The organism is Bacteroides sp. GD17, assembly GCF_038448625.1.
Classification (GTDB): Bacteria; Bacteroidota; Bacteroidia; order Bacteroidales; family Bacteroidaceae; genus Bacteroides.
The window spans coordinates 99088-113148 of sequence record NZ_JBCEZS010000014.1; the positions used below are offsets into that span (position 1 = coordinate 99088).

Consider the following 14061-nt stretch of genomic DNA (forward strand, 5'->3'; position numbering starts at 1 on the left):
TTACGTTTCTGTTAGTTTAGACGGGCATAAAGCTGACGGCTTGTCCGCCACCTCTTGCCATGGAGATATCCAGCGTATCATCGGCAGTTACCTGCTTCTCGGTTATCTCGTAAGATGCCGGATTCGTTTCCCAGTCGGCATCCTTGCCATCGGCGTAGATAACGGCACGGTAGGTTTTGCCTTTCTCCAGGAAATCCAGTCGGACGGCAATCTGGCGGGCATCTTCGTTCGTGGCGGCTCCCAGGAAGTATTTGTCTTTTGCCCGGCGCACAATGACCACGAACTCTCCCGGCTCGCCTGCCAATGCCTCCGACCAGTCGCAGTCGGCATCAAAGTCGCGGAAGAACTGGAAAGCGGGATGCCCTTCGTAGTTCTCAATCATATCGGCAGCCATCTGCAAGGGAGAATAGAGTATCACCCAGTCGGCTATCTGCTTGGCCAGCGTGGTGTTGATGCGGCAGTCTTTGCTGTCTTTCATATTCCACTGCTTGCGGTCTTTCGACTTCTTGGCACGTTCATAGAGAACGTCGAAGATACCGGGGGTATAATCCATCGGTCCGGCGAGCAGACGGGTAAAAGGCAACATCACCTGGTGTTCGGGAGGATTGCCCTCGCTCCATGCATTCCACTCCATGCCACGGGCACCTTCGCGGGTCATCATATTGGGATAGGTACGGCGGATGCCGGTGTCCTTGATGGGTTCGTGTGCGTCGAGGGTAATGTGATACTTGGCAGCAGTCTGCACTACCTTGCGATAGTGGCGCACGTTGAACTGTCCATGATGATTGTGCCCGTTCGGAAGTCCTCCGGCATAACCGGTCTTCACGCTGTGGATGCCCAGGTCGGTGTACCATTGGTAGGCGGCATCGAGCTGCCGCTCGTAATTGAGGATGTTGCCGCCGGTCTCGTGATGACCGATGATCTGGATGCCTTTCTCCTTGGCATAGCGAGCTATTTCCCGGATGTCGAAGTCAGCGTATGGCTTCGTATAATCGAATGTTTGTGTTCCTCCCCAATTTTCCCAGCCTTCATTCCAGCCTTCGAACATCACAGCTTCTATGTTGTTGGCAGCAGCAAAGTTAATATATTTTTTCGCATTCTCGGTAGTAGCACCGTGGCGATCATTGATTACCCAGCTTTCTACACCCAAATGCATCCCCCACCAGATGCCGACGTACTTCATCGGACGAATCCAGTCGGTGGTTTCCAGTGCACAAGGTTCGTTCAGGTTCAGGATAAGGCCTGAATTGATGAGTCCTACTGCTTCCGGGGCAATCTGCAGGGTACGCCACGGGGTTTGGAAACGGCCTCCGGCTATCCGTGCTTTGATACCGTCCGGCCAAGGGGCAAGTTCTGATTTGAATTGTCGGTCGCCTACATTCTTCAAGGTCATTTCCGGAAAGTCGGTCAAAGCAGCTTCGTGGATGCTGGCATACGTGTCTCCGGTCTTGAAGGTCATAGGCGTGTTGGCATTGTCTATCTTGCTGATAGGTTGTGTACGATACAGTAGTTCGTACGTATCATAATTGGCAGGGATGGACCAGGAGGTGCCGTCCTGCGCAATGTTGAAAGAAGTGAGTTCATCCGTCAATAACAGGCTGTCGGCTCCTGCCACCTGATATTCGTAGCGGAAACCCAGTCCGTCATCGAAGATGCGAAAACGCAAAGTAAGCTGCACGTCCGAGGCGTCGGCCAGGCGGACGGCCATTTCGTTGTAATGGTTGCGGATGGTTTTGTTTTCTCCCCAGGGTTGTGTCCAGGTTTCGTCTGCGGAGGAGAAGTCGGTGCCGACGATGCGGAAACCGTCGGAAAGGTTCACTCCGTTTTGGGCGAGGAAGCCCAATGAGGAAGGAGTTATAAAAGCAGTGTCGTTCACATCCACCCGGTAGGTCATACGGTTATCGGCATCCAGAGCGAATGCCAGCCGGATATGTCCGTCGGGCGAAGCTACCTCTGTAGGTTTGGGAGACGTACAGCTGCTTGCCAGAAGAAGGAAAAACAGGACTATATATATAAGGTGTTGCTTCATGATATTGTGTGTATTTGAGAGGTATCGGTGTTGCCTAAAGTGAGACTACTGGTCTCACCTTGTATGAGACTACTAGTGTCACCTGTGGTGAGACTACTGGTGTGACCTAAGGAGAGACTACTAGTCTCACTAGAGGGGAGACCAGTAGTCTCACTCAAGGCGACATAAGCCTGTAGATTATTGCTTCACCAGGGTGTAGTTCTCGGTGATATGAGACTTCACATTCATGTGAGGAGGTACTAACTTGCCATCTTCTTCATAGCACGGGTCAATACCCCAGCGGTTGCCTATACCATAGAGCTTCAGGTTACCGTTCACATCGATAGTACCGGTAATCGGTTCCATGTATTCTTCACCCGTATAGAAGTTCCAGACATTTATTTTTCCGTACGTGCCCCAGCACATCTGCCAAGTAACAGGATCGGCAGCATCGGCTTCGTGGATAGTCTGAGGAACAGGAATGGAAAGACCGCCATCATAGTCGCTGTACTCCATTACCAACGGATATTTATCGGTAATTTCGGGATAAGTACCCCAACCATATACGTAATAGCTCTTACCGGCTTCTTTCTCTTCGATACGGACATTGAACTGCTGACTGCCGCTCCAATCCCACCAACGTGGATTGTTCTCTTCATCGATATACACATACAATGAATTGCTGGAAGTGGCATTCCATTCGCCCAGATACGTCTCGTAGGTTGACTTCGTACCTTGGATAGCGGCTGCATCGGTACGGGCATAGTATTTACCGGTCCATTCTACCTTGTCGTTGAACAATATTTCGCTGACAGCACTGAAGTAATGATCGTAGCTGTAAGTACGCGGTTTCGGGTTGTAGAACACTTGCAGACCGTAACCGGCTTCTTTTGCATCACGTATCGTCTCCTGGCTGAAACGCGTCCAACCACCGTCATATTCCTCATTTATCTTCAGGGAGTAAGGGCAATACTTCGCCGGAGTCAGTCCGGTCATATTCTCTTCGCGTCCCTTCACGTAGCGTTGGTAAGTACCGTAGCACATGTAGTCCACCAGTTCGCCTGCGCTCTTGCCTTCAACGGTACCCGTCGGAGAGTCAATAAGCGTATATTCGTATATTCCCAGCAATTTGTCAGGCATTACCTTACGGCATTCATAAATCAGGCGGCAGTAGTTCTCGCGAGAACGTTTTTCAAAGCCCGGACTCGGATTATCCGAATAATTGGTGTACTCATCGTCAAAGTCCACACCGTCCAGTCCGTAGATATCCATATAAGCCTTCAACTCTTTGGCAAAATCAGCGGCAGCAGCCTGAGACAGATTACCCATACCGGCTTCGTCGTGGTTACCCAGGATAGACAGGTTCACTTTGATACCCTTCGCTTGCAAAGGACGAATGAACTTATCGGCATTCTTCAGCAAGAAAGACACCTGGTCGTTGCAGAATATATGAACGCGTCCCGTTTCATTATCCACATTGATGTTGGCAGCAAAGATGCTGACTACATCGAAGAAAGGCTTCTTGCTGTCCTTCATGGTATATTCACCCATGTTCAGGATGTTTTCATCGTTCACTTCCACAAAGCAAAGAGTGCGGACATCTCCCTTTTTCGAGTCGGGAATAGCTGCCAGCGGCGTCACCAGATAGATATAAGTCTGATTGTTGGCAGAAACTTCCACTCCGTCGTTGGCAGTAGCAGAAATGGCCACCGCGTATGTTGCACCTATTGATCCTCCTGCGTTGATGGTCAGTTCTACCGGAGCAGACTTCTTCTCTCCTGATTTAACGGTAGCCGTACCGCCATTTGCCAAGCTCAGCTTGTCGGCAGGATACATCTCGTAAGATGTACCGTGAGCCGCATTGTATGCTTCCAGCGCAGCAGCATCGACTTTAAAGTTTACCGTAACGTCTTGAGTGGCAGCTTTACTCAATTCAAAGTAAAGATGTCCGGCACCAGCCTTGTCTCCGAACAGTGAAATCGGAGTGAGTTCACGTGCTCCGGCAGCAGACCTTACATAGCCATACATACCGTCCACAGTCTCTAACTTGCCTGAATCAGCGGCATTGATTGTGATGTCATCTTCACAGCCGGTAAAAACCGATCCGACACATGCAAACGTCATTGCCAGCAAGCCTGATTTGATATGATTCATATATTTCATAATAAGCTTCTTAATTTAAAGGTATAACAAATTAATTCTTTGCAGGCAGTTCCACTGCGTTCCAGGTAATGGGCTCCAGAGCTGTAGCATTATTTCCGTTACCGCTATAGTCGGCGATAGAAGTTCCTACACCTTCGTCAAATTTCCAGTAAGACACCAGTCCGGCTGCATCTGGCTCTACCTGATAGAAGTGATCCTTGGCATTGATCTCATTCTGAGTCAGCACCTTGTTCCAGATACGGCATTCGGTGATTTCACCTTCCAACCAGCGGTCACGGTTATAAGAGTGACCTATCCAGAAACCGTTTCCTTCGTCTGTCTTGGTTTGTGCCCAGTTGATGGCACCACAATTGGCAGTACCTTCCAGCATGTTCTTACCATTGAGGTAGACGGTTATCTTACCACCTGCATCGGCATCATACGTCACGGCAATATGTGTCCATTCTCCGGTAGGGATAGCAAGGTCGGAAGAAGTCAAGTTACCCTTACTTGTAGCCACTTGCAGCTGATTATCGGGAATACCGGAATCACCGATACGAAGCAAGAAATACCCTTCAATACCCATAACGGAAGAAAGCATCTTGCCAAACTTGTTAGGACGAATCAGCGCCTCTGCCGTCAGTTGTTTCAGGTTATTGGCTACTTCGGGTTTCTTCCAGTCTACATAAATCAGGTTCTTTGTAATGTCGGCCACCACATTGATAAGAGCAGCACCTTTCAGCACATAGTACATGGTACGGGCACTTTGCAGTATACCCACACTGGCATTCTCTATAGTAATCGGCAATACATATACCTTTTCACGATCCAGTTCGGTAAGGTTGTTGAACTTCACGGTAACGGCATCCGAAAGGATACTTCCCGCCAAGATAGTCACCTGCTGGCTTTCCAATGTATAATGTCCGCTTGGCAGGGCTTCTGCCTTATCATAATAAGCAGCATTATAGGCTTCCACCAGACCCGGTTCTACTTTCATGGAGACAGTTACATCTTTACCCTCCGGCTTAGCCATTGCAATCTGGAACTGGCCTTCGGTACTCGGAACCGTATTCTTCAGCAGCACACTGCTGGTCTTGACCGGAGCATTGACATACACCCGGTTGTCGAATGTTTCAGTATCATCACTGCAAGCTGCAAATACACCTGCCAGCAATGCTATCGATACTAAATATAAGTTTTTCAATTTCATGGTATTCGTTATTTTTTAGGAGCAGGGTTCATAATATTAATAGCCTCTTTCACATACTGGTAAGAGTTACCGGCATTGTAATAGTCGTTCTGCACATTATAGATGGCCAGTCCGGCACGGGTATAATCGTCAGACGGTTCGGTAGTCCAATAAGCAGCTTCCGACAAAGCTCTGTCCGAGCCATAAAATCCGGTAGCCTTGTCCGATGAATCCAGCGAAACGGTAGAGACAGCTACAACGAAACGGTCTGTCGGAACATCGGATGCAATCATTGCAAGACGAGCCACGACTGAAAGCTGCGCATCGTCCGCTACATTATCCGTAGCCAGGATGATATGCTTGCAATCTGACAGAAGAGTCTGTCCGATCAGATTCTCAGGATATCCCTGGAACGTCAGCAACTTGGCAGTATTGCTGCTTCTCCAAGTGGAGATAGCACCGAAGAAAGCATCCTGATACTTCTTGGCTTCCGCCTTCTGCTCGGCAGACATGTAGACAGGACTTGTTCCTTTATAACCTGCAATGATACCGTCAAAGTCATCTGCATAGCCAATCTGCTTCGTCAGTTCCGCACTCAGATAAGCGTCGAAAGTGCCGCTTTCGGTACCTTCTTTTACTTTATCCGTATATTCCTTCTGGATCTTGTCGAAGCTGATGGTATAAACCACTTTCGTTCCTTTGGCACGTACGGTCTCCATATCGGTCCGTTCGAACTCTGCCAGTTCGCCGGGATACATCATGGAGATTACATCCAGACTGTCGGGTGCATCACTGATGTGCTGTCCGCGGCTGAAAGGAACTTTCTCGCTATTGTCGAACCAGGCGTAAACCACCTTGTGATCCGAATTCTTGTACTCAACCAGATTCTGCAAATACTTGGCATACTGCTCCGGGTTCAGTTCTTCAACGCCGGGCGTATTGATCTTCACGTTCTCTACTTCCGTCCAGTCGTCGCATGCAGTGAAACAAGTTACGGCAGCGAAGCAGGAAGCTGCTATGAATATATTTTTCATTCTATTTTTCATGATCGTTATTCTTATTTGATATTAGGATTGCAATCCCACCATACTCTGGATGACATTCTATCATTAGAAGGAGTCAAATCCTGCATAGCCTTCTGTACATTCGCACCATTGTCCTTGTACTCATCCTGCGGATAAGGCAAACGACGCGGGAAAGTACCTTCGGGCACTTCGGCCTTGTTCTTGTTTACGGCAGCCGTCATCAGGCGGGGATAACCGGTACGACGGAATTCAGCCCATGCTTCATTGCCCAACGGGAACATTGCAATCCACTTCTGGGTGATGATTCTTTCCAGGTTGGTTTCAAAAGCAGCACCATTCTCGTACTTGATGGTGATGGTAGGTTGGGAACCGTTGTAACTGTAAGTACCCAGCGGGTCTTTGTACAGATCGGGCTGGCTGCCAGCATCTTCCAGGTAAGAGTCCGCACCGGAAGCTCCCCATTGGTCGAACGACAGTTCTACACCTTTCTTATAGAAGCTCTCGGCAGTTCCACCCATGTTCCATCCGCGCAGTGCACCTTCGGCACGCAGGAAAGCAACTTCGGCAGCCGTCATCCATACCAACTTGGTATCGGCAGCCACATTCATATTGGAATACTTATGAGCCGTTTCACTCGGAATGGGTTCCGTTCCCAAACGAATGCCATGATAACCGTTCTTCACACCATCGGCATCTGTAAAGGCAGACTCGGTGAAATACTTGTCTCGACGCGGGTCTTTATAACCGTTCATATAAGCTGTGATATCCGCTGCAATGCGAGAGTCACCGCCGTTGTACTCATACATAATAACTCTGAACGGGTTGGTAGTAGCCTGAATGGTTGCATTATCTGCATTGGAAGTAAGTACGCCACCCTTTTCAGAGTCTATTGCTTCCAAAGCCTTTGCCTGCGCCGTGGCGGGATCGACATAAACCATTCTCATTGCCATACGCAACTTCAAAGAATTGGCCAACTTAATCCATTGTTCCACCTTACCGGCATATACTTTATCCGCTTTTGAGGAGAATGTTTCCGTACGGTGTGCCAACAAACCGGTAATAGCTTCATCCAGTTCGCCCAACATGGTTTCATAAACCTTCTTCTGTGTATCCAACGGAGCTACTAAGTCACCGTTTGCACCCAACTGAGAGTAAGGGATAGGACCATATCCATCCGTCACACGCAGAATGGCAGCCACTTTCACCACCTTGCCTACGGACAAATAGACCGGATCTTCCGTAGAAGCTTCCAACTGTGCATAGTTGGCATATACATTAGGAATGACATCCTTATATAACTTGCCTACCCAGTCTTGAGACTGGTTATAATTAGAGAAACGGTTGTTGAAACCTGAGTTTGATTCAGCCAGATAACCTCCGTAAGGACCACCCAGCAAACATTCCAGGAACTGATTAAGGTTTACATCCGTAGGAATCACATATCCCTGCATACCGGTCAAAGCCGAACGGATTAGATAAGCGTCACGATCCATCTCGTCTTTGGTCGATTCATACGGATTTGTATTGTAATCCATATAATTGTCCGTACAAGATGACAACGAGCCAACTAACATACCGCCACATATAGCGATTTTTATAATTGATTTTTTCATTGTTTTCTGTCTTTAATCTGTTAGAATTTGAATCTTACATTGAATCCAAGGCTGCGTGCACTTGGCGTCATAAAGTTATCGATACCCTGATAGTAGTTACCGGTAGATGCTACAGCTTCCGGATCGAAAGGAGCCTTGCAGTAAATCATCCACAAGTTACGTCCTACCAAAGAAACCGTTACGTCAGCTACATTCCAAAGTTTGTCTTTCGGAATGGTATAGCCGATGCTGGCTTCCTGAAGGCGCAGGTTCGTTGCACTGTAAGTATAGTATTGAGGAATACCCGATTGAGAACCGATAGTAGTGTACCACTTCTGTGCGTTCACCTTGTCCGAACCGTTCACCCAAACACCGCCGTTATCACGCGCAGCTTCGGTTGAAGCCGATACGCCATACATATCCATAGCAGCCTGTGTAGCAGAGTAAACAATACCGCCGATACGTGCAGAAAGCATGAAACCGAAGTTCAGGTTCTTCCAGCTGAAGTCGTTTCTCCATGACATGTTGCATTTGGCAAACACACTACCCAGCTTGATGTCTTCTGCATTATAGTTAGCAGTTACGCTACCGTTTTGGTCCACCATGACGTTACCGTTGTTGTCGCGTTGCAGGTCGGCTGTAGAATAAAGGTCACCCAAAGAACCACCCTTCTTCAGGATGAAACGTGCCTGACCCATACCGCCTACGTCCAGACGTTCTTTAGTAATGATGGCACCGGTTTCGGGGTGTACATAGTTCTCAAGCAATTCAAGAATTTTGTTGTCGTTGGCACTGAATACATAGTTGCTGGACCATTTGAATTTTCCCCATTCGTTGGAGTAACCCAGTCCGAGTTCAATACCCTTATTCTGTACGCTACCCGTCTGTACATAGAGCGTAGAGTAACCGGAAGATACTGAGATTTTCGGGTCGAAAGTCTGGTTATATGTCTTGGTAGTATAAAGAGCCAAATCCAGATTGAAGTGTTTCAGGAAACGGGCAGTAAGACCAACTTCCCATGAGTCTGTCCGCTCCGGTTTCAGGTTGTACATCGGATAGTTACGCTTTGACTGCCATACCTTATTGGAGTTATCCCAGGAGTAAGTAGGATTGGCCAGGAAGCGCGGGAAAGGAAGACCGACGGAAGCGAATGAACCGCGTACCTTCAAGAAGGAAATCTGCTCGGGCAACTTCAACAGTTCGGACAAAATAACAGAACCACCGACTGAAGGATAAAGGAAGGCACTCTGTGTAGAGTTAGGACCTGCCAACTGTGAAGGCCAGTCCGAACGTCCGGTCAGGGTCAGATAGTAAATGCTCTTATATCCCAATTCAACACTGGCAAAGAGAGATTGAGTCTGATCATGGAAACCGGACTGTGTACGCTTCGTCTTGCTGTCGTCCAACTGGAATACGTTGAATACGTTAGGAATACCGTCTTCACTGATAGGACCACGGTTCTGCAGTACGTCTTGCTGCATATCCGACAAAGAAGCACCGATGTTGGCTTGGAAACTGAAGTCTTCACCGAAGTTCTTGTTGATGTTCACCATGAAGTCGGCATAAGTTTGTCTGTCGGCTGTAGTAGAGATGCCGTACAAACCGTTATTAGAACCTTCGGTCAGCGTTGTGTTACTGGTGGCATACAGCTTTTCAGTATAAGTACTGTTAGAGTTGTCTACACGGATACGGCCTGCTACGCTCAACCAGTCCAGAATCTTGTAGTTCAGACTACCACTCAGCATATAGCGGTCTTTGTTGTTCTCACGCAGGTTGCGGTATGCAATCCAGTAAGGGTTCTGTCCCGTAAAGGTATCGATACCTTGCGGCCAATATTGCGTATAGATGTTGCGTGAAGTATCCCAACGTTCATACATCTTGACCTCGTTCCAGTCGTCACCACGCGGAAACAAGTAAGCTGTAACCAACGGGTTGGAGTAAGTACCCTGGTTAACCATATTCTGGTCTTTCTGCTTGATATAAGAAGCACTTACGTCCAGGGTCATCTTATCGTTCAAGAAAGAAGTGGTGTTACGGAACGTAAAGTTATAACGGTCGTAATCGTTGTTAGGAACCATACCTGCAGAATTTACGGCACTTGCAGAGAAGTAAGTCTGGTTCTTTTCCGTACCGGTAGACAAAGATACAGTCTCAGTAGCTACAACACCGGTTCTCAGGAAGTCATTTATAGGGTTGAATCCCATATAGTTGGAAGAGTTCAGTTTATTACCCCAGCTTCTTTCTACAGAACCGGAGCTGGCCATCAGGTCACCCGTACCGTATGAGTTTTGGAACTTGGGAGTAACAAACGGACGGAGGAATTCTGTATTCTGCGATACGGTTACACTCAGACGTCCTTCTTTACCTTTCTTTGTAGTGATGACAATGGCACCGTTGGCAGCGTGGCTACCATACAAAGCGGCAGCGGCAGCACCCGTCAGTACAGACATGGATTCGATATCTTCCGGGTTGATGTCGGCAATAGCTTCCGAAGAGCCTTTGGAGTCGAATTCCTGGCCGCCTTCACCTGAAAGATTGAACATAGGCACACCGTCGATTACATACAGGGCGTTGCTGGACTGGTCGATACCTTTCGTACCACGCATCACTACCTTACTGGCACCACCCACACCGGAGGAACTGGCATTGATAGTAACACCGGCCACCTTACCGGACAAAGAGTTTACAAGGTTGGCATCCTTTACACGAGTCAGCTCGTCACTCTTCACTTCCTGCACATTGTAGCTCAACGCTTTCGTAGCACGCTTGATACCGAGAGCGGTAACTACCACCTCTTCGATCATTTGCGTATCATTCTCCATCATTACATTGATAGGTTCCGAACCTTTCACAGCAATTTCCTGCGACTTATAGCCAATGTAGGAAAGCACAATGACGGGGTTTGCTTCGGTCGTTGTCAGCGTGAAGTTACCGTCCAGGTCGGTGATACAACCGTTGCTGCTGCCTTTTACCAACACGTTGACGCCAATCAGCGGTCCCATGTCATCCGACACGACGCCCGTAATCGTACGTTCCTTGCCTTGCTGGTTACCTTCTTGTTGTGAAGCGATTTTCTCTGAAAGATAAACGATGTTGTCCTCTACCTTATACGAGATGTTTTTCCCTTTGAGAATGGCATTCAAAGCGTCTTCTATGGATGCATCCTTCACCTTGACGTTTTCTACTGACAATGCCGCCAGCTTGTCGTCACAAAAAAATTGATACTTTGATTGAGATTTGATTTGTTCGATGACTGTTCCTAGTGTAGCACGGGACACATTCAAGTTCAACTGGGCAAAACCCCACTGAACAGAAACCGCCATGAACAACAAGACTAATAAAGCCCGCATGAAAGTCGAACTTTGAAAAGCATGATTGTCTTTCATAAACAAAATTTATAGGTTATACATATGGTTACTTCAAGAGATTCATTCTCTCGCTTTCGTATATAAAACAACAGTGCCTGAAAATACACTTAGCCAAAAAGATATTTTTTTTCGTTAACCATAAAAAGAAAAGGCTGTCCCAAATAACCGATTTGCGTACCATTCTGTCATTCAGCACTTAATGAAGATTCTGCTTTCCACATACAAGTAGGAGAAAATCTTCATAAAGTTCTCTACAAAAGAACAAAATGATAGTAAAACCGTTTTTTGAGACAGCCTTGTCTATTAATGGATTATTACTATATGCTTATTTCTTTATCTCGTTAGAAAAAGAATACGGAAGGTCTTCCTGTTGCGTACCTCTCTGCATATTAGGCTGATTGCCCATGTTAAACTTCAAGACACCGCCACGTTGCAGATCACCGTGCTTCAGATAATTCTTCGTATAGTCATTGCCATTGAGCTGGAGAGATTCGATATAGATATTATCGGAAGTATTATCCGCAGCGTCAATGGTCATTGAGTTGCCGTTTTCAAAGTGGAGCGTTGCTTTCTTAAACAAAGGAGCACCCAAGACATACTCATCCGTGCCCGGACAAACAGGATAGAAGCCCAAAGCAGAGAATACATACCAGGCAGAAGTCTGCCCGTTATCCTCGTCGCCACAATATCCGTCGGGACCAGCAGTGTACATGCGGTTCATTACCTGGCGCAACCAATATTGCGCTTTCCACGGCTGACCGGCATAGTTGTACATGTAGATCATGTGTTGGATAGGCTGATTGCCGTGAGCATAATTACCCATGTTCATCACCGTCATCTCACGAATCTCGTGGATAACCTGGCCGTAATAGCTGTCGTCAAACAAAGGAGGCACGATGAAGACGGAGTCGAGCATCTGAACGAACGATTCCTTGCCGCCCATCAAGTCTATCAAGCCTTGCGGATCGTGGAATACTGACCATGAATAGTGCCAACTGTTACCTTCCGTGAAGGCATCTCCCCACTTCAGCGGTGAGAAAGGAGACTGGAACTTACCATCTTTGTTACGACCGCGCATCAGTTTACTTTCCTTGTCGAATACGTTCTTATAGTTCATGGCACGTTCGGCGAAGAGTTTCTGTTCCTTCTTCGGACGGTCCAGGGCTTTGGCCATCTGATAAATACACCAGTCATCGTAAGCGTACTCCAAGGTGCGGGCGGCATTCTCATTGATATTGACATCGTAGGGTACATAGCCCAATTCATTGTAATATTCATAGCCGAGACGGCCGGTGGAGGAAACTTCGGGATGCACGTTGTTGGTTCCGTGAATCAAGCCTTCGTAAAGCGTCTTCACATCATCCACCTTAACGCCTTTCAGATAGGCATCGGCAAGGATGGAGGCGGAGTTGTTACCAATCATACAGCCACGATGTCCGGGACTGGCCCATTCAGGGAAGAAACCGCTTTCCTTATAAGTATTGATAAGACCTTCCTGAATTTGCTTGTTTACTGAAGGGTACATCAGGTTGAGGAAAGGGAACAAGCAACGGAAAGTATCCCAAAAACCGGTATCAGTGTACATATAGCCCGGCAATACCTGTCCGTTATAAGGACTGTAATGAACCGGATTACCAGCCTCATCGAACTCATAAAAAGCACGGGGGAAAAGCACCGAACGATACAAGCAGGAATAGAAAGTGCGATACTGATCGAGGTTGCCGCCTTCTACTTCTATCTTACCCAGGACCTGATTCCAGGCATCCTGCCCTTTCTGCACCAAAGCATCGAAGCTATCATTGCCCAATTCTTTCAGATTGCGCTCGGCCTGCTCCGGACTAATGAAGGAAGAAGCAACACGTGCATGGACGATTTCCCCTTTACGGGTCTTAAAGCCGATAATGGCACCTGCATGTCCGGCAGTCTGCTCGTTCTGGTTTTCTTGCAGAACACCGTCGGCAACGGAAGCACGATAAGTGAAGGGCTTGTCAAACTCTACCACGAAATAGTTCTTGAAGTTCTCGGGAACACCGCCACTGTTGCGGGTGGTATAGCCGATGATACGGTTCTGTTCGGGCAGTATCTTGATGTAAGAGCCTTTATCGAAAGCATCTACAACGATGTAAGAGTGTTCGTTCTCCGGAAAAGTGAAACGGAACAGGACAGCACGGTCGGTAGGAGTAAACTCGGTCACTACATCATGCTCTGCCAGATACACCTTATAATAATGAGGCAAAGCGACCTCGCCTTTATGGGAAAACCAGCTGGCACGCTTGTCTTCGTCAAACTCAGGTTTGCCTACAACGGGCATGATGGAGAATTGACCGTAGTCGTTGATCCAGGGACTGGGCTGATGGGTCTGTTTAAAACCACGGATTTTATTGGCGGTGTATACATACTGCCAGCCATCGCCCATCTTGCCGGTTTGCGGAGTCCAGAAGTTCATGCCCCAGGGACGTGCAATGGCGGGATAGGTATTACCTGTAGAAAGTTCGAAAGTAGATAAAGTGCCCACAAGAGGGCTGACGTACTGGGTGAAGTCTTTAGCCTGCATCCAGCACACGCTGCTCAAAAAGCAAATCAGTACAAACAGTTTTCTCATAATATTAATTCTTTGATTATAGTTTCTATATATAGTTCATAAATGGGAATTTACGGAGTATCTCAAACTCCTCCGCCTGAAAGGGGAGGTGCCCGTAGGGCGGAGGGGTTTCACATCCGAAGGGACTTGCACTAA

The 14061-nt window shown here is 47.6% G+C and carries 7 protein-coding genes; all 7 read right to left on the reverse strand.

Translation table 11 applies throughout. The annotated features are described in order from the left end of the window. Nucleotides 1-16 precede the first annotated feature (16 nt). On the reverse strand, nucleotides 17-2029 hold the full coding sequence (locus AAE250_RS18915) for a glycoside hydrolase family 97 protein (protein WP_294603158.1): 2013 nt from the start codon (nucleotides 2027-2029) through the stop codon (nucleotides 17-19). A gap of 177 nt (nucleotides 2030-2206) precedes the next feature. Continuing rightward, nucleotides 2207-4171 carry a BT_3987 domain-containing protein gene (locus AAE250_RS18920; protein ID WP_294603160.1) on the reverse strand — a complete coding sequence of 655 codons (1965 nt, stop codon included), beginning with the start codon at nucleotides 4169-4171 and terminating at the stop codon, nucleotides 2207-2209. 31 nt (nucleotides 4172-4202) lie between these two features. Beyond that, nucleotides 4203-5360 carry a DUF1735 and LamG domain-containing protein gene (locus AAE250_RS18925; RefSeq protein ID WP_294603163.1) on the reverse strand — a complete coding sequence of 386 codons (1158 nt, stop codon included), beginning with the start codon at nucleotides 5358-5360 and terminating at the stop codon, nucleotides 4203-4205. Nucleotides 5361-5368: 8 nt separating this feature from the next. Next, nucleotides 5369-6373, reverse strand: coding sequence for a glycoside hydrolase family 18 (locus AAE250_RS18930; RefSeq protein ID WP_294603165.1), 1005 nt, complete (start codon nucleotides 6371-6373; stop codon nucleotides 5369-5371). A gap of 23 nt (nucleotides 6374-6396) precedes the next feature. Beyond that, nucleotides 6397-7977, reverse strand: coding sequence for a RagB/SusD family nutrient uptake outer membrane protein (locus AAE250_RS18935; RefSeq protein ID WP_294603168.1), 1581 nt, complete (start codon nucleotides 7975-7977; stop codon nucleotides 6397-6399). A gap of 20 nt (nucleotides 7978-7997) precedes the next feature. Then, nucleotides 7998-11342, reverse strand: a complete 3345-nt coding sequence (locus tag AAE250_RS18940; protein ID WP_294603171.1) for a TonB-dependent receptor — start codon at nucleotides 11340-11342, stop codon at nucleotides 7998-8000. Nucleotides 11343-11649: 307 nt separating this feature from the next. Further along, the gene (locus tag AAE250_RS18945; protein ID WP_294603173.1) at nucleotides 11650-13926 is read right to left on the reverse strand and encodes a GH92 family glycosyl hydrolase; all 2277 of its coding nucleotides are present in this window, start codon (nucleotides 13924-13926) and stop codon (nucleotides 11650-11652) included. Nucleotides 13927-14061: the final 135 nt, after the last annotated feature.

Excerpts from the sequence above, each read along its gene's own strand:
- AAE250_RS18940 (WP_294603171.1), bottom strand. The coding sequence starts at position 11,342 with ATGAAAGACAATCATGCTTTTCAAAGTTCGACTTTCATGCGGGCTTTA.
- AAE250_RS18915 (WP_294603158.1), bottom strand. The coding sequence starts at position 2,029 with ATGAAGCAACACCTTATATATATAGTCCTGTTTTTCCTTCTTCTGGCA.
- AAE250_RS18930 (WP_294603165.1), bottom strand. The coding sequence starts at position 6,373 with ATGAAAAATATATTCATAGCAGCTTCCTGCTTCGCTGCCGTAACTTGT.
- AAE250_RS18945 (WP_294603173.1), bottom strand. The coding sequence starts at position 13,926 with ATGAGAAAACTGTTTGTACTGATTTGCTTTTTGAGCAGCGTGTGCTGG.
- AAE250_RS18920 (WP_294603160.1), bottom strand. The coding sequence starts at position 4,171 with ATGAAATATATGAATCATATCAAATCAGGCTTGCTGGCAATGACGTTT.
- AAE250_RS18925 (WP_294603163.1), bottom strand. The coding sequence starts at position 5,360 with ATGAAATTGAAAAACTTATATTTAGTATCGATAGCATTGCTGGCAGGT.
- AAE250_RS18935 (WP_294603168.1), bottom strand. The coding sequence starts at position 7,977 with ATGAAAAAATCAATTATAAAAATCGCTATATGTGGCGGTATGTTAGTT.